The sequence below is a fragment of the Ruegeria sp. BI11 genome, assembly GCF_056538005.1.
In genome coordinates this window covers 127758-150501 of sequence record NZ_JBQFSM010000010.1, presented here as the reverse complement: position 1 = coordinate 150501, position 22744 = coordinate 127758, and the positions used below count along the sequence as shown (strand labels likewise).

The 22744-nt window shown below is 57.9% G+C and carries 18 protein-coding genes; 9 read left to right on the top strand and 9 right to left on the bottom strand.

All coding sequences use genetic code 11. From position 1 onward, the window contains the following. Nucleotides 1-2 precede the first annotated feature (2 nt). From ACR0DT_RS19210 to ACR0DT_RS19190, 5 genes are all read right to left on the bottom strand, one after another. Nucleotides 3-905: an ABC transporter permease subunit gene (locus ACR0DT_RS19210; protein WP_480712302.1), complete on the bottom strand. Its 903-nt coding sequence runs from the start codon at nucleotides 903-905 to the stop codon at nucleotides 3-5. Further along, nucleotides 905-1912 carry an ABC transporter permease subunit gene (locus ACR0DT_RS19205; protein ID WP_480712301.1) on the bottom strand — a complete coding sequence of 336 codons (1008 nt, stop codon included), beginning with the start codon at nucleotides 1910-1912 and terminating at the stop codon, nucleotides 905-907. The genes ACR0DT_RS19210 and ACR0DT_RS19205 overlap by 1 nt, the downstream gene beginning before the upstream one ends. Further along, nucleotides 1912-3006, bottom strand: coding sequence for a M24 family metallopeptidase (locus ACR0DT_RS19200; RefSeq protein ID WP_480712300.1), 1095 nt, complete (start codon nucleotides 3004-3006; stop codon nucleotides 1912-1914). Before ACR0DT_RS19200 ends, ACR0DT_RS19205 begins: the two co-directional genes overlap by 1 nt. A gap of 67 nt (nucleotides 3007-3073) precedes the next feature. Then, a complete protein-coding gene (locus tag ACR0DT_RS19195; RefSeq protein WP_480712299.1) occupies nucleotides 3074-4657 on the bottom strand; it encodes an ABC transporter substrate-binding protein in 1584 nt (527 codons plus the stop codon). Nucleotides 4658-4950: 293 nt separating this feature from the next. Then, nucleotides 4951-5871: a LysR family transcriptional regulator gene (locus ACR0DT_RS19190; RefSeq protein WP_480712298.1), complete on the bottom strand. Its 921-nt coding sequence runs from the start codon at nucleotides 5869-5871 to the stop codon at nucleotides 4951-4953. Nucleotides 5872-6211: 340 nt separating this feature from the next. On the opposite strand from ACR0DT_RS19190, the gene ACR0DT_RS19185 reads away from it, so the two are divergent. The 3 genes from ACR0DT_RS19185 to ACR0DT_RS19175 are packed head-to-tail and all read left to right on the top strand — an operon-like array spanning nucleotide 6212 to nucleotide 12585. After that, nucleotides 6212-9415 carry a beta strand repeat-containing protein gene (locus ACR0DT_RS19185; RefSeq protein ID WP_480712297.1) on the top strand — a complete coding sequence of 1068 codons (3204 nt, stop codon included), beginning with the start codon at nucleotides 6212-6214 and terminating at the stop codon, nucleotides 9413-9415. Between the two features lie 60 nt (nucleotides 9416-9475). Next, complete coding sequence (locus ACR0DT_RS19180; protein WP_480712296.1) at nucleotides 9476-11218, top strand: type I secretion system permease/ATPase; 1743 nt, start codon at nucleotides 9476-9478, stop codon at nucleotides 11216-11218. After that, nucleotides 11215-12585: an HlyD family type I secretion periplasmic adaptor subunit gene (locus tag ACR0DT_RS19175; RefSeq protein WP_480712295.1), complete on the top strand. Its 1371-nt coding sequence runs from the start codon at nucleotides 11215-11217 to the stop codon at nucleotides 12583-12585. Before ACR0DT_RS19180 ends, ACR0DT_RS19175 begins: the two co-directional genes overlap by 4 nt. Nucleotides 12586-12661: 76 nt before the next feature. On the opposite strand, the gene ACR0DT_RS19170 is transcribed toward ACR0DT_RS19175, so the two are convergent. Further along, complete coding sequence (locus ACR0DT_RS19170; RefSeq protein ID WP_480712294.1) at nucleotides 12662-13279, bottom strand: TetR/AcrR family transcriptional regulator; 618 nt, start codon at nucleotides 13277-13279, stop codon at nucleotides 12662-12664. A 183-nt stretch (nucleotides 13280-13462) separates the two neighbouring features. On the opposite strand from ACR0DT_RS19170, the gene ACR0DT_RS19165 reads away from it, so the two are divergent. The 5 genes from ACR0DT_RS19165 (at nucleotide 13463) to ACR0DT_RS19145 (ending at nucleotide 18006) form a co-directional block, all read left to right on the top strand. After that, the gene (locus ACR0DT_RS19165; RefSeq protein ID WP_480712323.1) at nucleotides 13463-14392 is read left to right on the top strand and encodes an AEC family transporter; all 930 of its coding nucleotides are present in this window, start codon (nucleotides 13463-13465) and stop codon (nucleotides 14390-14392) included. Between the two features lie 101 nt (nucleotides 14393-14493). Continuing rightward, nucleotides 14494-15327 (top strand): S-formylglutathione hydrolase, encoded by an 834-nt coding sequence (gene fghA, locus ACR0DT_RS19160; RefSeq protein WP_480712293.1) that lies wholly within the window; start codon nucleotides 14494-14496, stop codon nucleotides 15325-15327. Between the two features lie 3 nt (nucleotides 15328-15330). Next, nucleotides 15331-16788, top strand: a complete 1458-nt coding sequence (sthA, locus tag ACR0DT_RS19155) for a Si-specific NAD(P)(+) transhydrogenase (RefSeq protein WP_480712292.1) — start codon at nucleotides 15331-15333, stop codon at nucleotides 16786-16788. After that, nucleotides 16785-17240 carry a YaiI/YqxD family protein gene (locus tag ACR0DT_RS19150; protein WP_480712291.1) on the top strand — a complete coding sequence of 152 codons (456 nt, stop codon included), beginning with the start codon at nucleotides 16785-16787 and terminating at the stop codon, nucleotides 17238-17240. The genes sthA and ACR0DT_RS19150 overlap by 4 nt, the downstream gene beginning before the upstream one ends. Nucleotides 17241-17385: 145 nt before the next feature. Then, a complete protein-coding gene (locus ACR0DT_RS19145) occupies nucleotides 17386-18006 on the top strand; it encodes an HAD family hydrolase (RefSeq protein ID WP_480712290.1) in 621 nt (206 codons plus the stop codon). A 1-nt stretch (nucleotide 18007) separates the two neighbouring features. Here the strand turns inward: ACR0DT_RS19145 and ACR0DT_RS19140 are convergent, their stop codons facing one another. After that, nucleotides 18008-19249: an MFS transporter gene (locus tag ACR0DT_RS19140; protein WP_480712289.1), complete on the bottom strand. Its 1242-nt coding sequence runs from the start codon at nucleotides 19247-19249 to the stop codon at nucleotides 18008-18010. 151 nt (nucleotides 19250-19400) lie between these two features. Here ACR0DT_RS19140 and zapE point away from each other — a divergent pair, with 151 nt between their 5' ends. Beyond that, nucleotides 19401-20459, top strand: coding sequence for a cell division protein ZapE (gene zapE / locus ACR0DT_RS19135; RefSeq protein ID WP_480712288.1), 1059 nt, complete (start codon nucleotides 19401-19403; stop codon nucleotides 20457-20459). A gap of 78 nt (nucleotides 20460-20537) precedes the next feature. Here zapE and ACR0DT_RS19130 read toward each other — a convergent pair whose 3' ends face one another. Next, nucleotides 20538-21812, bottom strand: a complete 1275-nt coding sequence (locus ACR0DT_RS19130) for a bifunctional folylpolyglutamate synthase/dihydrofolate synthase (protein WP_480712287.1) — start codon at nucleotides 21810-21812, stop codon at nucleotides 20538-20540. After that, nucleotides 21809-22741, bottom strand: coding sequence for an acetyl-CoA carboxylase, carboxyltransferase subunit beta (gene accD, locus ACR0DT_RS19125; protein WP_480712286.1), 933 nt, complete (start codon nucleotides 22739-22741; stop codon nucleotides 21809-21811). Before accD ends, ACR0DT_RS19130 begins: the two co-directional genes overlap by 4 nt. Nucleotides 22742-22744 lie beyond the last annotated feature (3 nt).

The window sequence follows — 22744 nt, the reverse complement described above, 5'->3', positions numbered from 1 at the left end:
CGTCAGCTCCGCTTTAGTTTCGGGTCCAGCGCGTCGCGCAGACCGTCGCCCATCAGGTTGATGGCCAGCACCGTGACAAGGATGGCCAGACCGGGGAATGTCACCACCCACCAGGCGCGCAGAATGAACTCGCGCGCTTCGGCCAGCATGGTGCCCCATTCCGGCGTGGGCGGCTGCGCGCCCATGCCCAGAAAGCCAAGGGCGGCCGCGTCCAGAATAGCGGTTGAGAAAGATAATGCCGCCTGCACGATGATCGGCGCTAGACAATTGGGCAGCACGGTCTTGAACATCAGCCGCGCTTTGCTTGCGCCTGCGACGCGGGCCGAAGTGACATAGTCCTTTTGCCGTTCCGACAAAACTGAGGCTCGGGTCAGACGCACATAGTGCGGTTGAAAAACGATGGCGATGGCGATCATTGCGTTGGTCAGCGAGGGCCCGAGAATGGCCACCAGAACCAGTGCCAGCAACAATGACGGGAATGACAGGATGATATCCATCACCCGCATGATCAGCGTATCGATCCATTTCGGTGCAAAACCTGACAACAGTCCGATGATCACACCCCCGGTGACGGCCACACAGACCACGACGATACCGACAAAAAAGGAATAGCGTGATCCCATGATAAGGCGCGACAGCATATCTCGGCCCAACGGATCGGTGCCCAGCGGAAAAGCCCAGCTGCCGCCCTCTTGCCACGCGGGAGGCTGCAAGATGTGGTTTCGGAACTGTTCTGTCGGATCGTACGGCGCCAGCAGGGGCGCGAATGCCGCGCAGAAAACGAAAGCGGCAAAGACCCATAGGCCCATGACCGCACCGCGGTTTTCACTGAAATAGTACCAGAATTCGCGCATCGCGCTGGGGCGGTCTTCGGTTTTGGGTGGGGTTGCGGATAGTTCAGCCATCACCGCCTCCGGATTTTGGGATTGATGATGCCGTAGAGGACATCGACCAGCAGGTTCACCAGCATGACGATCACAGCAATCATCAACAGACCGCCCTGCACCACCGGGTAGTCACGGCGGAAGATGCTGTCGACCATCCACTTGCCGATGCCCGGCCAACTAAAGATCGTCTCGGTCAGGATCGCCCCGGCCAGCAGAGTGCCAACCGACAGACCGATCACGGTAATGACCGGGATCAACGCATTGCGCAGGGCGTGCAGCCCGTTGATCCGCGACGGAGACAGACCCTTGGCGCGCGCGGTGCGGATGTAATCCTCACCCAAAACTTCAAGCATGGCCGAACGGGTCTGACGTGCGATCACCGCCAGCGGGATGGTGCCCAGAACGATTGTTGGCAGGATCAGGTGTCGTACAGCCGACCCGAACGCCCCCGGCTGCCCTGACAATAGACTGTCTATCAGCATGAAACCGGTGACACTGGGGAAGTAATACAGCAGATCGATCCGGCCCGAGACAGGCGTCCAGCCCAGATTGCCGGAAAACACGATGATCAGCAGCAGCGCCCACCAGAAAATCGGCATGGAATATCCGACCAGCGCCGAGGACATCAACGCCCGATCAAAGAACTTCCCCCGATTCACCGCAGCAATCACCCCTGCAGGCAGCCCCAGCGCCACGGCAAAGATCATAGCGCACAGAGACAGTTCCAGCGTGGCCGGGAATAGTGAAAAGAACTCATCCCACACCGGTTTCTTGGTAACAAAGCTTTCGCCCAGATCACCGTGCAGCACTCCAACAAGATAGTCCCAGTATTGCTGCAGTACTGGTTTATCGAAGCCCAGCTTCTCAACCATCTCCTGATAGCGTTCCTCGGTCATTCCGCGTTCGCCGGCCATAACGATGATGGGATCGCCCGGCAGGACCCGGATGAACATGAAGGAAATCAGCGTCACGCCCAGAAAGGTCGGGATGAACATCCCCAGACGGGTAAGAAAGTAGCCAAACATCAGCGACCTATGATTGTGAGATCTTTGGGAAAGCGGGTCAGCGACCGACAGCCATCCTTGGTAACAAGCACGTCATCTTCTATCCGCACGCCGAAATTGTCCAGATCATAAAGGCCCGGTTCGTTGGTCCAGACCATGCCTGCGCGGACGATCTGGTCATTTCCACGCATGATATACGGTGCCTCGTGCACGTCCCGTCCCAGCCCGTGCCCGGTCTTGGTGCGGATACGGTCGGCATAAGGCGACGCTTCAAGCACACTGATCACCGCATCGTCGATATCGTGCGCAGTCACGCCCGGGCGGCAGGCCTTGAAACCGGTGAGATTGGCGCGCAGAACTGTATCGTAAACCGCCCTGCCCTCATCCGAGACCTCTTTGACAAAAAAGGTCCTGGTGATATCGGCGGCAAACCCGTGTTTGCGGGCACCAAAATCAAACAACAGTGCATCGCCGGGTTTGATCCGGTAATCAGCGCGCGCCTTGCCATGTGGCTGGGCCGAATTATCCCCCGCCGCAACTATAGGTGAAAACGCCAGCGAAGCCGCTCCTTCGGCAAACAACGCTTGAATAAGGGCCTGTTCAATCTGAACCTCGGTCTGACCCACACGCACATCTTCAATGACACGTTGCAGCGCTCGTTCCGAAATATCTATCGCCGCCTGCAGCGCCGCGATGTCTTCATCTGTCTTGATGATACGCAGGCCGGAAATTTCACGTTCGCCATCCACAATGTGTAAGTCCGGCATCGCGCGAGTCAGCGCCTTGGACACAAAGACCCGCATCACCTGTCCTTCCACCGCAAGCGTCGACAACGGCATGTGTGCGGCCAGCGCGGCAAAGGCATCATCATAGCCTGTCTGATCGCGCCAGTCGAAGACAGCGCCATCGAACCCAATCAGAGCCCATGACCCCAATTCCAGATTTGGTACAATCGCTGCCGGAGCGCCCTCGGCCGGGATCACGACCACAAAAGGCCGTTCGTGGCTCATGAAGGGTTTTCTCAAAGCGCGGGTGAAATTCGGGCCGGGCACCAGTGCCACGGCATCGACTGACATGTCCTTTGCCAGTTGACGGTACTCGGACAAATCCGGCATTCAGGCCGACCTCCAGAAAAAGAAAACCGGAGCCACCTTTCGGCAGCTCCGGTCAGTGAGTGGTGATTTATTCGACGCTCACACCATAGAAGATGTGGCCGCCCAGCGGGTGTACCTTGTAGCCCTGCACCTTGTTGCTCATCGGCATGTAAACAACCGAGTGTGCAATGGTGGCCCACGGTGCCTGCTCTTTGAAGATCACCTGAGCGTCTTCATACAGCTTGGTACGCTCGGCCTGATCTGTGCTCTGCTTGGCCTGCAGGATCAGATCTTCGAACGGCTCGTGGCACCATTGTGCGCGGTTGGATGCTTCGCGACCGTCACAGCCCAGCAGCACGGCCAGGAAGTTGTCCGGATCGCCATTGTCACCTGTCCAACCCAGCAGAACCGCACCATCCCGGTTCAGTTCTTTCGAGCGCGACAGATACTCTCCCCATTCATAGGAGACGATCTCAACATTGACACCAACCTTAGCGAAATCCGCTTGGATCAGTTCGGCCATACGGCGCGCATTCGGGTTGTACGGACGCTGAACCGGCATCGCCCAGATCTTCATCGACAGATCGGAAACACCCTCGGCCTCTAGCATCGCCTTGGCTGCTTCGGGATCATAAGCGTCGTCAGTGATGGCATCGTTATAGCCCCACATGGTCGGTGGGATCGGGTTCTTGGCGACCTGGCCCGAACCCTGGAACACCACGTCGATGATGGCGTTCTTGTCGATCGCCATGTTCAGCGCCTTGCGGACGTTCGGATTGTCGAACGGTTCCATGGTGGTGTTGTAGGCCAGATAACCAACGTTCAGGCCTTCCTGCTCCATCATGTTGATGTCGCCGTCATCCTTCATCGCCTGAATATCAGCTGGGTTCGGATATGGCATGATGTGGCATTCGCCGGCCTTAAGCTTCTGATAGCGCACCGACGCATCCGGAGTGATCGCGAAGATCAGGTTTTCCACATCCGCCGGGTCTTTCCAGTAGTCGGCATTCTGGGCATAGCGGATCACGGCGTCTTTCTGATAGGCCACGAACGAGAACGGACCAGTGCCAATGGGTGCGGTGTTCAGCTTTTCAGGTGTGCCTGCTTCCATCATCGCTTCAGCGTATTCGGCCGACAGGATCGAAGCGAAGTCCATCGCCATGTTGGCCACAAACGGCGCTTCGGGCTTGGTCAGAGTGAACTTGACCGTATAGTCATCGACCTTTTCGATGGACTCGACCAGATCCGGCATGCCCATACCTTGGAAGTATTCCCAGGTGCCGCCGGAGACCTGATTGAAAGGGTGCCCTTCGTCCTTTTGACGCATGAACGAAAAGATCACGTCATCGGCGTTAAAGTCGCGGGTCGGGGTAAATTCGTCATTGGAATGGAACTTGACGCCCTGACGCAGTTTGAACGTGTACTCCAGGCCGTCATCGCTGGCTTCGACGCTTTCGGCCAGACCGGGAATGACATTGGTCGTGCCGGTTTCAAACTCGAGCAGACGGTTGTAGATCGGGTGCGAAGACGCATCAAATGTGGTCCCGGCAGTGAACAGGGCCGGATCGAACCCTTCGGGCGATCCTTCAGAGCAATACACCAGAGTGTTTGCCTGTGCTGCGGCGGCCGACAAGGCCATCGCAGCTGTTGCGGCCATCAGTTTCAGTTTCATGTGGGTCTCCCAGAAATGAATTTATTCAGATATGCACGTTGCTCTTTGTGGTCAGAGCATTCCTAGACGACTCGTGTCATAGCGCTATCTCTGCCCAATGTATCCAAAATACAAAATCCATTGTCAACACACTTGCCGGAGCTACGCCGGGCTGTTCTGACAATGCCTTGAATACAGTCTCACGGTGAGAGTTTTTGAGTGTTTCGGCAAGTGCTAATATCCACGACGGATCCACCCGGTGCCTTCAAATCGGACCTGCAGAAACGGTCAATTCATACTTGGTTATTCAGAACTTACTGATGAAATGTCGGGACGACGCCGATCGGTGGGCTTTCCTGAATATAAGCCCCAATGCGATCCAGAAGAGGCCGCCTCGGGCAGCCGGGGCGCGTTGCCGCACCCAAATTGCGTAGATTCCCCGGACCTTCAAACGGAACAAAACATAATGGCCACTTATCCCGCTTGAACTGCTCCGCCGCCAATGCCGAAACGATAGTGCAATCGTCCGAATGACAGATATGACGGCAAATCGTCTCAAACCGCAGCGCGCTCAGGTCGAACCGCTTGCTGGCCCGGTTCGATGGATCAGGGTCCGGCAATCGATCTTCAAGCTCATATCCGAAACTGTGGGGAAGACGGATAAAGTCATGTACCGGCAGGTCCTCTGGTGCGATAGACGGTAACATGCACAGGGGGTGGCCTTCGCGGACCGCAAGAAACAAGGGCTCGGACCAGATAGATGTGAAATCCAATGCTTCACTGTTATTGACCTTAGCTACCAGAGCGACGTCCAGCGTGTGATCTTCGACCATCTGCAGCGTATTGTGCGGTAGGTCCTCAACCATGGTGACGCGCATATTGGGAAAAAGCGCGCTGAAGAGTTCCGAAAAATACTGCGTCAAATAAGGGGCAAGAGTTGGTGTCATGCCGATGTTGTAAGGCACGGCCTCGGGGTCGCGAAACTGGGTCGCGGTGTCGCGGATTTTCTGGGCGTCTTTCAGGATGCGCTCGGCGATACCAATCACGCGGTCGCCACAGGCAGTGGGACGCACTTCGTTATTGAGGCGCAGGAACAAATCAGTGCCCAGTTCCTGTTCCAGCTTTTTCACCTGATTGGACAACGCAGGCTGCGAGACATTGCAGGCCAAGGCTGCCTGACTGAACTGCCCGTGTCTGGCGATGGCGAGCACATATTCCAGGTCTCTGAAGTTCATGGTCGTGAGTCCGTGATGCGTTTCCCAACCCCGTTGGGGATGCTCATTACATACGCCAACCGACGCTTGGTTGCAGGAAATCAGCTTCACAATCACTGACAAAACCGTCAATCGGCGCCATTGAATAGGTTCGCTTGGTAGTGCAAAAATCCGTAACCCGTTGAAATTAAATGCGACAGAAACTCCGAATATCACGCCACCTGTGACTATTTGCGTTGGTTATACCCCCAATTCGCAGGATGAATTTTAGCTGCCCGGCGGTGGTGACTACCCCTTTGCTACGTGGAATGCCCAGACCAACGGGCAGGCCGCATAACGCAAACCCATGATGGAGTCCTCCATGCTGTCCCAATTTATGGAAAGCTTACGCGCACGTCTTTTGACCTCGTCCACTTTGGCGCAAGAGACCAGCCGCGATGGCCAAACCCTTTTGAACAACTTTTTCCAAAGCACGGTTGTCGACGATACCCCGGCCTTTGTGCTGGCCAATGATTTCTCGCGCCTGCTGAACTTTGGCGAGATTGTCACCAACAATGCTGTGGCCGCTGTGCAGGCGCAGGGCGAAGATGTCGATATCTTCAACTTTGCCTCGGGCCGGATCGAGGCAAACAATGGCCCCGAAGTATTGGCCACCGGTGTGCATGTTACCGGCAGCGCCTCGGTCCGCAACTTTGGTGAGATTGCCGGAGAATTTAACGGGGTACAGTTTGCCGGGCCTGACAGTTCGGGTAGCTTGGATAACTTCAGCGGCGGTGTGATTAGCTCCGACAGTCGCGCAGTTGATATTCAGGGGCAGGGCATTGATGTGCGCAACTTTGGCGACATCATTGGCACCGGCGACCAGCGTAACGGCACCATCTACACCAACAGCACGGCAGAGGATGTTTCAATCTCGAACTTCTCGGGCGCCACAATTGATGCCGGTGACGGCAATCAGGGCGCTGGCATCTCGCTGCAAGTCGGTGATGAGGCCGGAGATCGTGTGGAAACTGACGTTTTTAACGGCTTTGGCGCAACCATTCAGGGTCGTGGTCAGGCGGCAGCAAATACAGGTCAGGCCGGCGACGGCATCCGTATTGATGACGGTGCTGAAGGTGCCATTCTTGAAACCGAGATCATCAACAGCGGTCTGATCTCGACCGAAAGCAATCAAGGCACTGCCGCCGGTATTCGCATTGCCAATGGCGCAAATGCCGAAGGTGAGATTCTGAACACCTCGACCGGTGTGATCGAAGGTCCGCGCAATGGTTTGTACATCGGTGAAGGCGAACATGATCTGGACGTGCTGAACTTTGGCATCATCCAATCGGGTAGCCGCGCGGTGAATATCGATGGATCGGGTGTTGATCTGGTCAATGGCGGTGACATTCTGGGTACTGGCGATCAGCGTAACGGTACAATCTACGCCGACGACACCGCGTCTGATTTCTCAATCAACAACCTGGCAACGGGCTCGATCGATGCGGGCGAGGGCAACCAGGGCGCTGGCGTTTCACTTTCCCTGTCCGCCGAAGGCAATGGCGAGATCGAAGTGACCAACGCAGGCTCGATTGCCGGTCGCGGCAACGCAGGCGCCGGTCTGGACACGGCTGGGGACGGTATCCGTCTGGAAGGAGCCAGGCTAGAAGGCGGCGGCTTTGGCCCTGCCCTGTTCACCGGAACTATTGCCAATACCGGTTCGGTGTCGTCCGAGGGCGCAAATGGAACAGTTGGTGCGTTCCGTGCAGTGAACAACGTCAACTTTCAAGGCCAGTTGGTCAATGAAGAAACCGGCGTCTTTGCGGGTGGTCAGAACGGTGTCTACTTTGGCACGGGCGATCATTCGGGCGGCTCGTTCGTCAACCGCGGCACCGTCACCTCAGACAGCCGTGCGCTGAATATCGACGGCGAAGGGCTGGAAGTTGTCAACGAAGGTGACATTCTGGGCACCGGCAACCAGCGCAATGGCACCGTGTACGCAGATGGCACCGCCGACAACTATACCTTTACCAACACCGGTCTGGTTGACGCGGGCGAGGGCAATAACGGCTCTGCAGCCTCGCTGCAAACCGGCGATGTGTCGGGGGATGTGGTCTCGGCCGCTGTCGTGAATGAAGGCACGCTGCAAGGCCGTGGAGACGCCGTAGAAGGCAACCAAGTGGGTGACGGTTTGCGCCTGTTCACCAGCCAAGATGATGCATCCTTTGCCGGAGTTGTCGTCAACGAAGGTCTGATTGCGGGGTCTGAGGACTCGGATGCGGCAGCAGGCCTGCGTGTTGATGGTGGCCTGAACCTTGTTGGTGCGATCCTGAACGAAGGCGAAATCCGCGGCACGGTCAATGCAATCGACGCTTCGGACGCAGGTGCCGTTACCATCGTCAATGACGATGAAGGTGCAATCAACGGCAACGTTCTGCTGAGCGATGGTGACGACATCTTCGTTGATCTGGGTACCACCAATGGCGGCATTTTTGGCGGCGCAGGAGATGACTTACTGATCGCAGGCGATGCCGACAACGTTCTGACCGGCGGTCTGGGCAATGACTTCATCGACGGCGGAGACGGCATCGACACGGCTGACTTCTCGGATCTGGACGTCGCGGTAGAGGTTCGTCTGGACGCCAACGGTAATGGCACTGCCACGCGCGATACCGGATTTAACATCTCGGTCACCGACGCGGCTATCGTTGCGCCGGATCAGTTCGGATCAGATATCCCTGATCCCGCGTGGTTTGTTGCAGAAGCGGCTCTGGGCAACCTGTACTACAACATCCACACTACGGACTTCCCGGCCGGGGAAATCCGCGGGCAATTGCTGGTCGACAGCGACGTGACCGAAAACGGCATCCGAACAGTATCGCTGAGCGGCAGCCTGGATGCATCGCAGGAGCCTGGTCCGACCTCGGACAGCGATGCGACTGGTGAGGCAACCGTGGTCATCACACGAAACCTTGCAACCGGCGAAGTCACCTATTCCAGTGAACTGAGCGTTGTGGGCATCAACGAGGCAGACCTGAACACCCCGATCCCGGGTACTGTTTCGGCGATCCATCTGCACAATGCCCCGGCAGGTGTAAACGGCCCGGTGGTGCAGGACACTCTGGTCGATGCAGGGGCCACGCTGGATGTGAATGCAACCGGAGGCACCGGTGTCATCGGTCAGGACGTCGTCGAAAATCAGTTCGAGACCGACGTATTGCTGTCCATCGAAAACATCATCGGCTCGGATGATGGCGACGGGATCGTTGGCAGCGATTTGTCCAACGAGCTGAATGGCGGAGCGGGCGATGACCTGATCTCGGGCGAAGGTGGCGACGACATCCTGATCGGCGGGCTGGGACGGGACACGTTCTCGTTCGGTGAGAACTTCGGCAATGACGTGATCCAGGACTTTGAGATCGGAAGTGATCAGCTGCAGTTCGGCGAACTCGGCCCCGATTTCGGCGGTCAGGTGAATGTTGCGCAGGATGGCAATGACACCCTGATCACCTTTGGTAACGAAGGTTCGGTCCGTCTGGCTGGCATCAACAGCGCCGACCTGACCGAAGACGACTTCGTCGCCTAAGCGATCCACAGCGGGGCGGTCTTGTGCCGCCCCGTTTGCCAAACCGGAAAGGGCAAACCGATGTTCCAGAATTCTAATCCCGTCAAAACCGCTTGGGGATCGCTGCGCAAAGGCTTTGTTGCGGTCGCGATCTTCAGCCTGTTCCTGAACCTTTTGATGCTGGCGGGGCCACTATACATGCTGCAGGTCTATGACCGTGTTCTGACCAGTCAGAACACAGATACTCTGATCGCCTTGTCCGTTTTATTAGCCGGAGTTTTCATCGTCATCGCCTGCTTGGACCTGATGCGGATGCGCATTTTGGGCCGTCTGGCCGCCCGCTTTGAACTCAGCGTCGGTGCACCCGTCCTGGGTGCCGCCATGCGCCGTCGGGTCCAGGGAGAAGCTGAGGCAGGCGAAAATCTGGTCGAGGACGTGAACGGGTTTCGCGAGTTCATTTCCGGCACCACCCTGACCGCCTTTTTCGACGCACCATGGATTCCAATCTATCTGATGGTACTTTACGTGCTGCACCCGTTTTTGGGCCTGCTGGGCCTAGCCGGAGCGCTGACCCTGACCTTGATGGCGCTGATCAACAACGCCCGGGCACGCGCTCCGATGCAGCAAGCCGCGCAGGCACGAGGACGGTCGGACGCGCTGTTCAAGATCAGTGACAGGAATGCCGAGCTGGTCCACGCGCTGGGTATGAAATCCGATCTGGTGCGCCGCTGGACTGCTCTTCAGACCGACGCCCACCAACACAAAACCCGCGCCGCTGATCGGGTCGCCAGTTTTTCCGTTTTGTCCAAAACAATACGCATGGGTCTGCAATCAGCGGTTCTGGGGATGGGTGCGGCGCTGGCGGTGATCGGCGAGTCCACGGCAGGCGTCATGATCGCGGCCACGATCGTTCTGGCCCGTGCGCTTGCACCGATTGATCAGTTGATCGGGCAGTGGCGCACGTTTCTGGCTGCTCGCGGGTCGTACAGCAAAATCAAACAGTTGACTGAAGACTTTGCCGAAGCCCCGCCAAATCTGAATCTGCCGCGCGCTTTCAAATCCATGGATGTCCGCATCGCGCAGGCGGGCCCTCCACTGGCGATCAATGCCACCATCCGGGCGATTGATTTCAACCTCAAAGCTGGGGACGTTCTGGCTGTGATCGGCCAGAGCGGCTCGGGCAAGACCACGCTGGGCAAGAAGCTGGCGGGTATCTGGCATCCGCAACGTGGTGAGGTTCTGCTGGACGGTAGTCCGATGTCGAAATGGAACCCCGAAGACCTAGGCAAACAGATCGGATACCTGCCGCAGGATGTCGAGCTGTTCGATGGTACGATCCGCGAAAATATCGGCCGTTTCTCGACTGCTATCGACGACGCCGAGGTTCTGCGCGCCGCGCGCGAAGCAGGTGTACACGAATTGGTCAGCGGTTTGCCCGACGGCTACGAAACCCGCATCGGTCGTGGCTTTTTCCTGTCTGGCGGTCAGCGTCAGAGGTTGGCACTAGCCCGCGCGCTCTATGGCGATCCATTCGTTCTGGTTCTGGACGAGCCGAACTCGGATCTGGATGCCGAAGGTGAACAGGCCCTGCGCGATGCGCTGTTGGCCGTGCGGGAACGCGGCGGGATCTCCATTGTCATGACTCACCGCCCCGCCACGCTGCAGGCCGCCAACAAAGTGATGGTGCTGCGCAATGGTACTCAGACCCAGTTCGGTGACAAACAGGACGTTCTGAAAGTCAATCGCCGTAACGTTCTGGACAAGCCAACACAACCGGCCCCGCGCCAGTCAGATGAACCAAAGATCACAGGAGCGGCCCAATGACGGACCTGGTTAAATACTCAACCCCTCGCACTGCCGTGGGATTTCACGACACACAACTGAAGGAGATTTCGGATAGGTCCTCTGGTATCAAGCGATACGTCCTTTTCGGCTTGCTCACCCTAGCGGTTTTTGTCGGGGGCAGCGCCTATTGGGCCTTCGCGTCCAAACTGGACGGGGCCGTGGTTGCGCCCGCTTCCTTCGTCGTCGAAGGCCAACGCAAGACGGTCGAGCATCTGGACGGCGGCATAATCCGCTCCATTCTGGTCACAGACGGGCAATTCGTTCAGGCCGGGCAACCTCTGGTGCAGCTCGACAGCACCGAGATCGACGTGGATCTCAGCGTGCAGGGTAGCCAGCTGGGTGAACTGTCCGTCCGCCGCGCGCGTCTGTTGGCGCAAATGAGTGGGCAGTCCCAGTTTGATGAAGCCACTGCATTGGCCGGGTTCCGGCAAGGTATGGATCGCCTGCATTGGGTGTCACCCTACCTCACCCAGAAACAGCTGTTCGACGCTGAAGCCCGCGCCCGCCAGACCGAAGCGCAGATCAACGCGCAGCGCATTGCGGGCCTGCGCAACCAGATCGTAGGTCTGAACGAACAGCGCCGCGCGACCCGGAACCAGATTGAAATTACGCAGGTTGAGCTGTCCAATCTGGATACCTTGCTCGACAAGGGTCTGGTCGCTGTCACTCGGGTCAGTGCTCGACAGTTCGAGTTAGAACGGCTTGGTGGTGTCGATGCCTCGTTACGCACTCAGATCACACAGGCCGAGGATCAGGTGCAAGAGTTGGAGCTATCCCTGCTCAGCCAGCAAAAGCTGCGCGATGAGGTCATCGCCGGTGAACTGGCCGTTGTTGAGGCGCAGCTTGATCTGGTCCGACCTCAATTCGCGGGTACGCTGGCGCGCCTGAAACGAACGCAGGTTCTGGCCCCGACCAGTGGGCGCGTGGTGAATTTGGAGGTATCGACCAATGGGGGTGTGATCCGTCCAGGTTCCCCAATCATGGATATCGTCCCGGCCGATCAGGCGCTGATCATCGAGGCTCGGGTCAAGACCGGCGACATTGACAAATTGCGCATCGGTCAATCCACGCGCATCCGCCTTTCAGCCTTCGCGCAGGCCGACGTGCCCGAGGCCCTGGGGCATATATTCGACATCTCTGCCGACGCGCTTGAGGATGAACGCACCGGCGAAACCTATTACAAGGCGCGAGTCAAACTGGATGCCGAACAACCGCACGACGTGGCTGCGCTGGACCTGGTGCCCGGCATGCCTGCGGACTTGTTCGTCAATACCGGCGAACGCGCCGTCATAAGCTATTTATCCCAACCGATCAGCGACCGGTTGGCCAAGACCTTTATCGAGTGAGTGCAAACGCCTGCGCCTGAATTTTGGGCGCAGGTAATTCACTTAAATGCCTTACATCGTTGCGTAGTCTGGTCCATCAGACACCGTAGCGCGCCATGAACATGTCGACCGCCTGCAGCGCGATCTCATCAATTTCGGACTGCCTGAAGCCGGTCTGAATGCCCAACGCGGCCTTGGTCCAAACGCGGACCTTGCACAATTCCGAGAATTGCTCGGCAGCGATCTGCAAATCCTCGATGGCCAGCTCACCTTTTTCAACGGCCTTCTCCAGATATTCAACCATATGGCGCTTACCGTTCTGCGGTCCGGACTTGTAGAACGCCATGCCCAATTCGGGGAAACGGTCCCGCTCGGCAACGCAGATGCGAAACACCTGCTGCGCGAAATCGGACACTAGAAAAGCCGTCAGCTGCGTTGCCGTGATCGTCAGAACTTCGCGCGCAGGTTTGGAGTCGTCGATCATCGAAATGACTTTTTCAGCCATAAGCTTGCATTCTGTCTGGGCGACTTCCATGAACAACAATCGCTTGTCAGGAAAATAACTGTAAAGCGTCGCCTTGGACACGCCCGCCGCGCGCGCGATGTCATCAACGCTTGCACCTTCGAACCCATCCGCCATGAAAACTTCTCGGGCACCACGCAATACCTGATCGAATTTGCGGCCCGTGCGAAGTATGGCGGCGGTCTGGGTCATGAGCTCTCCTCGGGTTGGTGTTCCCCTCAAACTATAAACCGATCAGTTCAGATACAATGGTTTTCGTGATTCCGTTCCGTGTCGAGAGGTTAAATCTATTCATATCTGCGTCAGATTTACGTGTCAGCCCGTCTCGGTTTTTCTGGGCTTGCCGCGCGGCTAAACGATGCTAACACTCTGGGCATGGTCGAGATATTTCTGCGCACGCTTCCGTTTTTTGCGATCATCGGCCTGGGGTACTGGGCTGGACGCACCCGTTTTTTCACCGAGGATGCGACAGCCTATCTGACAAAATTCGTGTTCTATTTTGCCCTGTCGGCGATGCTATTCCGTTTTGCAGCAACCCTACCCTTTGCCGATATTTTCAACGGACGGTTGATGCTGGGCTATCTGCTAGGCACCCTTGCCGTTTACATATTGGCAACCGTCGTGGCGTGGACACGCGGACTTGATATTCCCACTGCGGCGGTCGAGGCCCAATGTGCGGCTATCGGCAATGTCGGTTTTCTGGGGTTACCAATGCTGGCATTGTTGCTGTCCGAGGCCGCGATCGGGCCGGTCATGCTGGTTCTGACCGTTGATCTGGTGGTGTTTTCGTCGCTGATCGTGATTTTGATCAACGCGGGCCGCGACGGGCGATTGACCCCGGCAACCTTGCGTTTGATCGGGGTGGGCTTGTTAAAGAACCCCATGATCATCTCTATTTCAGCAGGGCTGCTGTGGTCGGCATTGCAGGTCCCGGTTCCGGTCGCCCTGAATGACTTTCTGACCATTTTGGGCGGGGCGGCCACACCAGGGGCTTTGTTCGCAATCGGAGCTTCTTTGGCGTCCAAATCCGCCGAACGCGTTCAAGTCGCGGCGTGGCTGAGTTTTTGTAAGTTGATCGTTCATCCGGCTTGTGTAGCGGTGGTGCTGGTATGGTTAATGCCGGTGGATGCCTTTTCCGCCACAGTTGCCATTGCCGCAGCGGCGCTGCCGGTGGCAGGAAATGTTTACATGCTGGCGGCCCATTACCGCGTGGCCCCGCACCGAGCATCAGCGGCGATCCTGCTGTCAACAGCGGCCAGTATTCTAACCTTGCCGGTGGTCATCGCCTGGGTCGGGACGCTCTGATCGGGGTCGTTCAAAAAGTTGCGGGCCAAAGTCGCATGGTCTTTACGCGGCGCTCTTGGATCGTTAGCCATAACGCGACCTAAAATTAAGGACTCTGCCAGATGGAAACCCTTTCGGAAAACGCCTGTTTCGGTGGCGTGCAGGGCGTCTACCGCCATGCGTCGTCAGCCTGCCAATGCGACATGACCTTTGGTCTGTTTCTACCCGCCGAAGCCAAAGACGGCCCGGTTCCTGTTCTGTGGTATCTGTCCGGTCTGACATGCACCCATGAAAACGCCATGACCAAGGCTGGCGCGCAGGCCTGGGCGGCTGAACAAGGCATCGCCGTAGTGTTCCCCGACACCTCGCCCCGGGGTGAAGGTGTGGCCGATCACGACGACTACGATCTGGGTCAGGGGGCCGGATTCTACGTGAACGCAACGCAATCCCCATGGGCACCGCATTTTAACATGTGGGACTACGTGGCTGAGGAACTGCCTGCCCTGCTGACGGAAAACTTCGCCATCGACATGGAACGTCAGGCCATCACCGGTCATTCGATGGGCGGCCACGGGGCGCTGACACTGGCAATGAACCTGCCGGGTCGGTTCCGGTCGGTTTCGGCATTTGCGCCGATTTCTAACCCGACTGGTGCGGATTGGGGTCGCAAACAGCTCAGCGCGTATCTGGGCGATGATGAAGCCGGATGGGCCAAGCACGACGCCTCGCTGATGATGAAAGAGGTCGGCTTCGACGGTCCGATCCTGATCGACACTGGTGCCAATGATCAGTTCATCGATCTGCTGCGCCCCGAGGCTCTGGCAAACGCTATTGCTGAACGGCGCCAGCAGGCGACCTATCGTTTGCAGCCGGGCTATGACCACTCGTATTTCTTCGTCTCGACCTTCATGGAAGACCACATCACCTTCCACGCCGAAGCGTTGTACGGAGACTAACGGATGAGCAACTATGACTATGACCTGATCATTATCGGGTCAGGCCCGTCCGGGCGTTCTGCCGCTATTCAGGCAGGTAAACTGAAACGGCGCGTTCTAGTGATCGACCGCAAAGACCGGTTCGGTGGCGTGTCGGTTCATACCGGCACCATCCCTTCGAAAACCCTGCGGGAAACAGTGCTGAACCTGTCCGGCTGGCGCGAGCGCAGCTTTTATGGTCGGTCTTACCGGGTCAAAGATCAGATCCGCGCCGAGGACCTCAAGGCACGCTTGCACATGACGCTGGACCATGAGGTCGACGTGCTGGAGCATCAGTTCAACCGCAACCACGTGGAAACCCTGAACGGGCTGGCCAAATTTGTCGGCCCGCATGAGGTAGAGGTCGCCACCGATGCCGGCGAAACCACGCGCCTGACTGCGGCCAAGTTCCTGATCGCCACGGGGACCAAGACTTACCGCCCGGATTACGTGCCCTTCAACTGCAAAACCGTTGTCGACGGTGATGACTTTCTGGAAATGGCCGAAATTCCGCGCTCACTTGTCGTGATCGGTGCCGGCGTGATCGGCGTCGAATATGCAACGATGTTCTCAGCGCTGGATGTGCGTGTAACCCTGATCGAGCCACGCGAGACGTTCTTGGATTTCATCGACAAGCGGCTGATCCACGATTTCACCCATCAGATCCGCGAAAACGGCGTCGATCTGCGTTTGGGCTCTGCCGTGGAAAAAATCGAGGACGCGGGTGATCACGTCGAGGTTACGCTGGACAACGGGCGCCATGTGCGCGCCGAAATGCTGTTGTTTGCTGCCGGGCGCATGGGAGCAACTTCGGCGCTGAATCTAGACTCTGTCGGGCTGGAAACGGACCATCGCAACCGCCTTAAGGTAGACCGTAAGACCTACCAAACCGCAGTGCCGCACATCTACGCCACCGGTGATGTGATCGGGCACCCGTCGCTGGCCTCAACTTCGCTGCAACAGGGACGCGTGGCGGCCTGTCATGCGCTGGACACCCCCACCCTGCCGGAAAGCCCATGGTACCCATACGGCATCTATTCGGTACCCGAGATCTCCACTTGTGGTATGTCCGAGGAAGAATTGCAGGAACGCGGCATCCCTTATGAAGTCGGCGTGGCGCGGTTCCGTGAGACCTCGCGCGGGCATATCATGGGGTTGGAACACGGCATGCTGAAAATGCTGTTCTCGCTGAAAACCCGTCGGGTGCTGGGCGTGCAGATCGTCGGTGAAGGCGCGACTGAGCTGATACACATCGCGCAGGCGGTGCTGAACCTGAAAGGCACGGTGGATTACTTCGTACAGAACACGTTCAACTATCCGACGTTGGCCGAAGCCTACAAGATCGCCGGTCTGGACGCGTTCAACCGAATGCCGATCCCGGAAGAGTTCAAGGTGCGCAAGAAACCCGCGGAGCCCGCCAAGAAACAGGCCAAGAAGGCGTGACCACGCTGTATGTCGATGGCGATGCCTGCCCTGTAAAAGCCGAGGCCGAGCGGGTGGCTACACGCCACAAGGTACCGATGGCTCTGGTTTCGAATGGTGGGCTGCGGCCATCGGCGAACCCTCTTGTACAGGTTGTCATCGTGTCCGAGGGCGCTGATGAAGCCGACAAGTGGATCGCCGAACGCTGTGGGTCAGGGGATGTGGTGGTGACGTCGGATATCCCTCTGGCGGCCAAATGCGTTGAGGCCGGTGCTCGGGTGTTGCGCCCCAATGGTGAGGCGTTTACGGCGGCCAATATCGGCCAGCAACTGGCGATGCGCGACTTGATGGCGGACCTGCGGGCGGCCAACCCTCTGGGGGTTGGTGGCGGAGGCAAACCCTTTGGCAAGGCGGACCGTTCACGGTTTCTGGATGCATTGGAACGTGAATTGCGCGCGGCGCGGCGCAAGTAGCGTTCCCGCCGGTCGGCGACACATCGAAGATGCGTCTTCTCCCGTTGGGCCGGGCAGCACTGCGCGCTGCGGTTGTGCCTTGTAAAACCGGGCGAGGATTGGTTCAGTCGGGCGGACATAAAGATTCATTCCATAGGGGCGTAAAATGCCGATTGAAGCCGTAATTTTCGACATTGGAAATGTTCTGATCGAATGGCAGCCAGAACGCTATTACGACAAGGTTCTCGGAGAAGAGCGCCGCCGCGCCATGTTCGACGAGGTTGATCTGCACGGGATGAACGATCTGGTCGATCAGGGCCATCACTTCACCGATACGATCTATGACTGGGCCGAGAAATACCCCGAATGGCGCGACGAAATTCGCATGTGGCATGATGAGTGGATCGAATTGGCGACGCCGGAAATCCCTCATTCCGTTCGGCTGCAACGGGCATTGCGGGCCAAAGGCGTGCCAGTTTTTGCCTTGACCAACTTCGGTGTGCAGAATTTCGACTATGCCACCACGATCTATCCGTTCCTGAATGAATTTGACCGGCAATACGTGTCCGGACGAATGAAAACGGTCAAACCGCACGCCCCGATTTATGAGATGGTCGAGGCGGATTGCGGCCTTCCACCCAGCAGTTTGTTGTTTGCCGATGACCGGATCGACAACATCGAAACGGCGCGTGCGCGGCGCTGGCAGACGCATCACTTCACCGGCCCGAAAGGCTGGGCGGATCGGTTAGTGGCCGAAGGTCTGCTGACCCCGGATGAGGCCAAGTAGATCAGGCAGGAACTGGCGTCGCGCTGCGGTTTTCACGGATCGGCAGGTGGACAATGGCGCTGAAGGCGCCAACAGCTACGCCGATCCACCAGACCATTGTGTAATCACCATAGACGTCGTACATCCGGCCGCCCAGCCAAACGCCCAGGAAACCTCCAATCTGGTGGCTGAGGAAGATAAAGCCGTACAGAGTGCCCATGTAACGCAGCCCATACAAATGCGCGACCAGACCCGAGGTCAGCGGCACGGTGGCGAGCCAAAGTGAGCCCATGACGATCGAAAATACGATGACCGACATTGGTGTGATCGGCATAAGGATAAACATCGCAGCCGCCAATGTGCGGGCGGTATAGATCGCCGCCAGCAGATATTTTTTGGGAAAGTGATTGCCGGCCCAGCCGGCCAGCAATGTACCGCCAATATTGGCGAGCCCCACCAGCGAAATCGCCACGGCACCCAAAGCCGAGGTGGTGGTGATACCCAGCGAATGCAGCACGCCGCCGGGTTGGATCGGGCCGCACATTTCGGTCACGAAGGCGGGGAAATGAGCGGTGATGAATGCAAGTTGGTAGCCGCAGCTGAAAAACCCCAGAAAGATCATCGCATAAGAGGGGTCGCGAAAGGCGCGGCCTAGAATCTCGCTCATGCTTTCTTCGAGCTCGGCTTTGGTGACCGGCTGAGGCGCGCGCATGAAGGGCAACGTCAGCACAAGGCCCAGGATCGCGGCCGCAAAGACAAGGAATACCTGTTGCCACGGCAGGAAGCTGAGCAGCCATTCCGCGGTCGGGGCGCCAATCACCTGGCCGAAACTGCCTGCCGCCGTGACGATGGCCAGAGACATAGAGCGGTTCTTATCAGACGACGCACGCCCGACCACTGCCAGCACGACGCCAAATCCGGTGCCCGCAATGCCAAATCCAACCAGCCACGCATACATCTGATGGCCGAACGGCGTAATGGACCAAGCCGACAGCACCATACCTGTCGCGTAGGTCAGCGCGCCTAGGATAATAGCTTTCCTGTCGCCTATTTTCTCGGCCATTGCAGCAAATATCGGCTGCCCAATCCCCCAGGCCAGGTTCTGGATCGCGATGGCCAATGAGAAATCAGTGCGCAACCAGCCAAACTCGCTGGCGATCGGAATCTGGAACACCCCGAACGAGGCGCGCACAGCAAAGCTGACCGTGATGATGATACATCCAACGATCAGAATTGGGTTCAGTAGGCGAGCAGAGTGCGGCATGGAGACCTCTGGGGGTACTGGTTCGGCCGACGTTAGCGGATTCGCCCGACCGGTCAAATCAGCAGATTTGCGGTCACTGATAAGGAAATTTGATGTGTCATGGGAAATGGCTGCTTTTCAAGGCGCAACCCGGACGCTATGGCTCGATCTCATGACGGATCTGATTTCGATTTACGACGCCCGCATTGCCGAGGGCAGCCTGACCCGGGACGATGCGCAAGAGGCCGTTCTACCCCATTTCGAACGTATCCGCGCGGCTTTGTCTGCCCCAGCCAAACGCGGGTTGTTCCGCAAGGCTCCACCTCCGCCAAAAGGGTTGTACTTGTGGGGAGGCGTGGGGCGCGGCAAATCCATGCTGATGGATATGTTTGTCGACGCTCTAGAGGACATTCCCGCGCGGCGCGTGCATTTCCATGCCTTTATGCAGGAAATTCATGCCGGTATGCACAAGGCCCGTCAGGACGGGGTCGAAGATGCGCTGGCCCCTGTTGCGCAGGAGGTTGTGAAGTCGGTCAAACTATTGGCCTTTGACGAAATGCAGATCATCGACATCACCGATGCGATGATCGTCGGGCGTCTGTTTGATATGCTTTATGAGGGCGGCGTCGTAGTTGTGACCACGTCGAACAGGCACCCCGATGATTTGTACAAAGACGGGCTGAACAGGCAGTTATTTTTGCCCTTCATCGCCCGCATCAAGGAGCAGCTTCAGGTGTGGGAGTTGGTGTCGCCCACCGATTACCGCCAGAACCGATTGGAGGGCGCACCGGTTTACTTCACCCCAATCGGACCCGAAGCGCGGCAGAGCATTCGGGACGTCTGGACCGATCTGTCTGGCGGTGCTGCAGAACCGCTGATCTTGCAGGTCAAAGGCCGGTCGGTCGAGCTGCCAGCATTTCGAAACGGCGTAGCGCGGGCCACATTCTACGATCTGTGCGGTCGCATGTTGGGCCCAGCAGATTACCTGGCGATTGCAGAGGAATTGAAGGTTCTGGTGCTGGAGGACATTCCGCGCCTGTCGCGCAACAACTTCAACGAGGCCAAACGGTTCGTCACGCTGATCGATGCCCTGTATGAAGCCAAAGTTCGGTTGATCTGTTCCGCCGCTGCTGAACCCGAGATGCTTTATGTCGAAGGCGAAGGAACGTTCGAGTTTGAACGCACCGCTTCACGCCTGCGGGAAATGCAGGCGCAGGATTGGGGGAAATAGGGGGCTCTGCCTCCGTCGCGCTTTTCACACCTCCCCCCGGATATTTTGGGTCAGATGAAGCCCCTGCGGGCGGAGATTTTAGCCGTTTTCGCGCAAGATGCTGCCGGCCAGATACAGCGAGCCGCAGATCAGAACGCGCGCTTGCGGGTTTTCCTCAACAATTGCCCGCAGAGCGTCGGCAACACTGTCAGCAGTTGTGGCGGGCAGGTTGACTTTAGCGGCGGCTGCGCCGGTATCTTCAGCGCTCAGCGTCGCGGCTTCGCCGGGGATAGAAACGGCGGTCAGGCTTTGGGCCTGTGTCGCAAGCGGCGCGAGATATCCGGTTACATCCTTGGTGTTGAGCATACCGCAGATCATATGCGTCGGACGGTCCGGTAATCTGGCCAAAACATCGGCCAGTGCTATTCCTGCGGCAGCATTGTGACCACCATCCAGCCAAAGTTCGGCTTGCGGTGCGGCCTCGACCAATGGGCCTGTTTTCAGGCGCTGCATACGGGCGGGCCATTCGGCGCGGGTTACGGCGGCCTCATAGGCGTCGTCGCCCATATCAAGGTGCCGCAGAACGGCCAGCGCGGCGCCTGCGTTCTGCAGCTGATGCGCGCCCAGCAGGTTTGGCAACGGCAGGTCGCGCAAACCCGTTTCGTCCTGATAGATCAGGCGTCCGTTTTCCTCGTGCACATGCCAATGCTGACCGTGGATCAACAGTGGCGCACCCAGACGCGCGGCGGTGTATTCGATGACCTCGAGCGCCTCATCCTGTTGCGGGCCGACGATACAGGGCACACCGGGTTTGATAATCCCCGCCTTTTCGGCAGCAATCTTGCCCAGCGTGTCCCCGAGAAACTGTTCATGGTCGATTGAAACAGGTGTGATCACCGTCACGGCCGGTTCGTGTATAACATTCGTGGCGTCCAAACGGCCACCTAAGCCAACCTCAAGCAGCGTGTAATCTGCCTGTGCCCGCGCAAATGCCAGCAAGGCCGCGCAGGTTGTGATCTCAAAATAGGTGATATTCTCGCCATTGTTGGCCGCATAGCATTCATCCAGAACCGCAGTCAGCGCAGGTTCCGAGATCAGCTCTCCGGCCAGCCGGATACGTTCGTGAAACCGTGCAAGATGGGGCGAGGTATAGGCGTGGGCAGACAGCCCTACCCCCTCCAACCCGGCGCGGATCATCGCCTGGGTCGAGCCCTTCCCATTGGTTCCGGCAATGTGGATCACCGGTGGCAGTTTGATTTGCGGGTTGTCCAACGCGGCCAGCAAACGCCAGACACGATCCAAGGTCAGGTCAATGATCTTGGGGTGCAGCGCCATCATCCGATCAAGGATGAGGTCAGACGTTGGGTTGGTCATTTTTCGACCGTTTCCTCGGCCGAGGTTTCGGCCTTGGCCTCTTCGGGCTGAGGCGCGGGCAGATCGCCTTTGACCGCCGGCGGCTGGTTCATAAGCATCCGCGTGATGGTGATCAGCTCATCTCGCATTTCGGTCCGTTTGGTAACGCGGTCCAACATGCCGTGATCCAACAGGTATTCGGCGCGCTGGAACCCTTCGGGCAGTTTTTCACGAATGGTTTGTTCGATCACGCGGGGTCCTGCAAAGCAGATCAGCGCGTTGGGCTCTGAGATATGAACGTCACCCAGCATCGCATAAGACGCGGTAACACCACCGGTGGTGGGATGTGTCAGCACGACGATATAGGGCAGGTTCGCCTCTTTCAGCATTTCGACAGCTACGGTTGTGCGCGGCATTTGCATCAGGCTAAGGATGCCTTCTTGCATCCGGGCGCCCCCTGCGGCCGAGAACAGGATCAGCGGGCGCTTCAGCTTTACCGCCTCTTGCGCGGCGGCGATGATGGCATTGCCGACATACATGCCCATCGACCCGCCCATGAACGAAAAATCCTGCGCCGCAGCCACGATCGGCGTGCGCCCGATTTCGCCCTGAGCGACCAGCATCGCCTCGGCCTCGCCGGTCTTTTTCTGAGCAGCTTTCATGCGGTCCGGGTATTTCTTCTGGTCTCGGAATTGCAGCGGATCGGCGGTTGGTGCCGGAACTTCGACCTCGGTGAAAATGCCGCCATCAAAAAGGTGCGAGAAACGTTCACGTGGGGTGATCGCCATGTGATGATCACATTGCGTGCAGACATTCTGGTTTTCCGCCAGTTCGCGGTGAAACAGCATCGTGCCGCATTCATCGCACTTGTGCCATAGGTTTTCAGGCACTTCCCGGCGCGAGAAGATCGAATTGATCCGGGGGCGGACGTAGTTTGTGATCCAGTTCATGTC

Excerpts from the sequence above, each read along its gene's own strand:
- fghA (WP_480712293.1), top strand. The coding sequence starts at position 14,494 with ATGGAAACCCTTTCGGAAAACGCCTGTTTCGGTGGCGTGCAGGGCGTC.
- ACR0DT_RS19190 (WP_480712298.1), bottom strand. The coding sequence starts at position 5,871 with ATGAACTTCAGAGACCTGGAATATGTGCTCGCCATCGCCAGACACGGG.
- ACR0DT_RS19165 (WP_480712323.1), top strand. The coding sequence starts at position 13,463 with ATGGTCGAGATATTTCTGCGCACGCTTCCGTTTTTTGCGATCATCGGC.
- accD (WP_480712286.1), bottom strand. The coding sequence starts at position 22,741 with ATGAACTGGATCACAAACTACGTCCGCCCCCGGATCAATTCGATCTTC.
- sthA (WP_480712292.1), top strand. The coding sequence starts at position 15,331 with ATGAGCAACTATGACTATGACCTGATCATTATCGGGTCAGGCCCGTCC.
- zapE (WP_480712288.1), top strand. The coding sequence starts at position 19,401 with ATGACGGATCTGATTTCGATTTACGACGCCCGCATTGCCGAGGGCAGC.
- ACR0DT_RS19200 (WP_480712300.1), bottom strand. The coding sequence starts at position 3,006 with ATGCCGGATTTGTCCGAGTACCGTCAACTGGCAAAGGACATGTCAGTC.
- ACR0DT_RS19185 (WP_480712297.1), top strand. The coding sequence starts at position 6,212 with ATGCTGTCCCAATTTATGGAAAGCTTACGCGCACGTCTTTTGACCTCG.
- ACR0DT_RS19195 (WP_480712299.1), bottom strand. The coding sequence starts at position 4,657 with ATGAAACTGAAACTGATGGCCGCAACAGCTGCGATGGCCTTGTCGGCC.
- ACR0DT_RS19210 (WP_480712302.1), bottom strand. The coding sequence starts at position 905 with ATGGCTGAACTATCCGCAACCCCACCCAAAACCGAAGACCGCCCCAGC.
- ACR0DT_RS19140 (WP_480712289.1), bottom strand. The coding sequence starts at position 19,249 with ATGCCGCACTCTGCTCGCCTACTGAACCCAATTCTGATCGTTGGATGT.
- ACR0DT_RS19180 (WP_480712296.1), top strand. The coding sequence starts at position 9,476 with ATGTTCCAGAATTCTAATCCCGTCAAAACCGCTTGGGGATCGCTGCGC.
- ACR0DT_RS19145 (WP_480712290.1), top strand. The coding sequence starts at position 17,386 with ATGCCGATTGAAGCCGTAATTTTCGACATTGGAAATGTTCTGATCGAA.
- ACR0DT_RS19205 (WP_480712301.1), bottom strand. The coding sequence starts at position 1,912 with ATGTTTGGCTACTTTCTTACCCGTCTGGGGATGTTCATCCCGACCTTT.
- ACR0DT_RS19130 (WP_480712287.1), bottom strand. The coding sequence starts at position 21,812 with ATGACCAACCCAACGTCTGACCTCATCCTTGATCGGATGATGGCGCTG.
- ACR0DT_RS19170 (WP_480712294.1), bottom strand. The coding sequence starts at position 13,279 with ATGACCCAGACCGCCGCCATACTTCGCACGGGCCGCAAATTCGATCAG.
- ACR0DT_RS19175 (WP_480712295.1), top strand. The coding sequence starts at position 11,215 with ATGACGGACCTGGTTAAATACTCAACCCCTCGCACTGCCGTGGGATTT.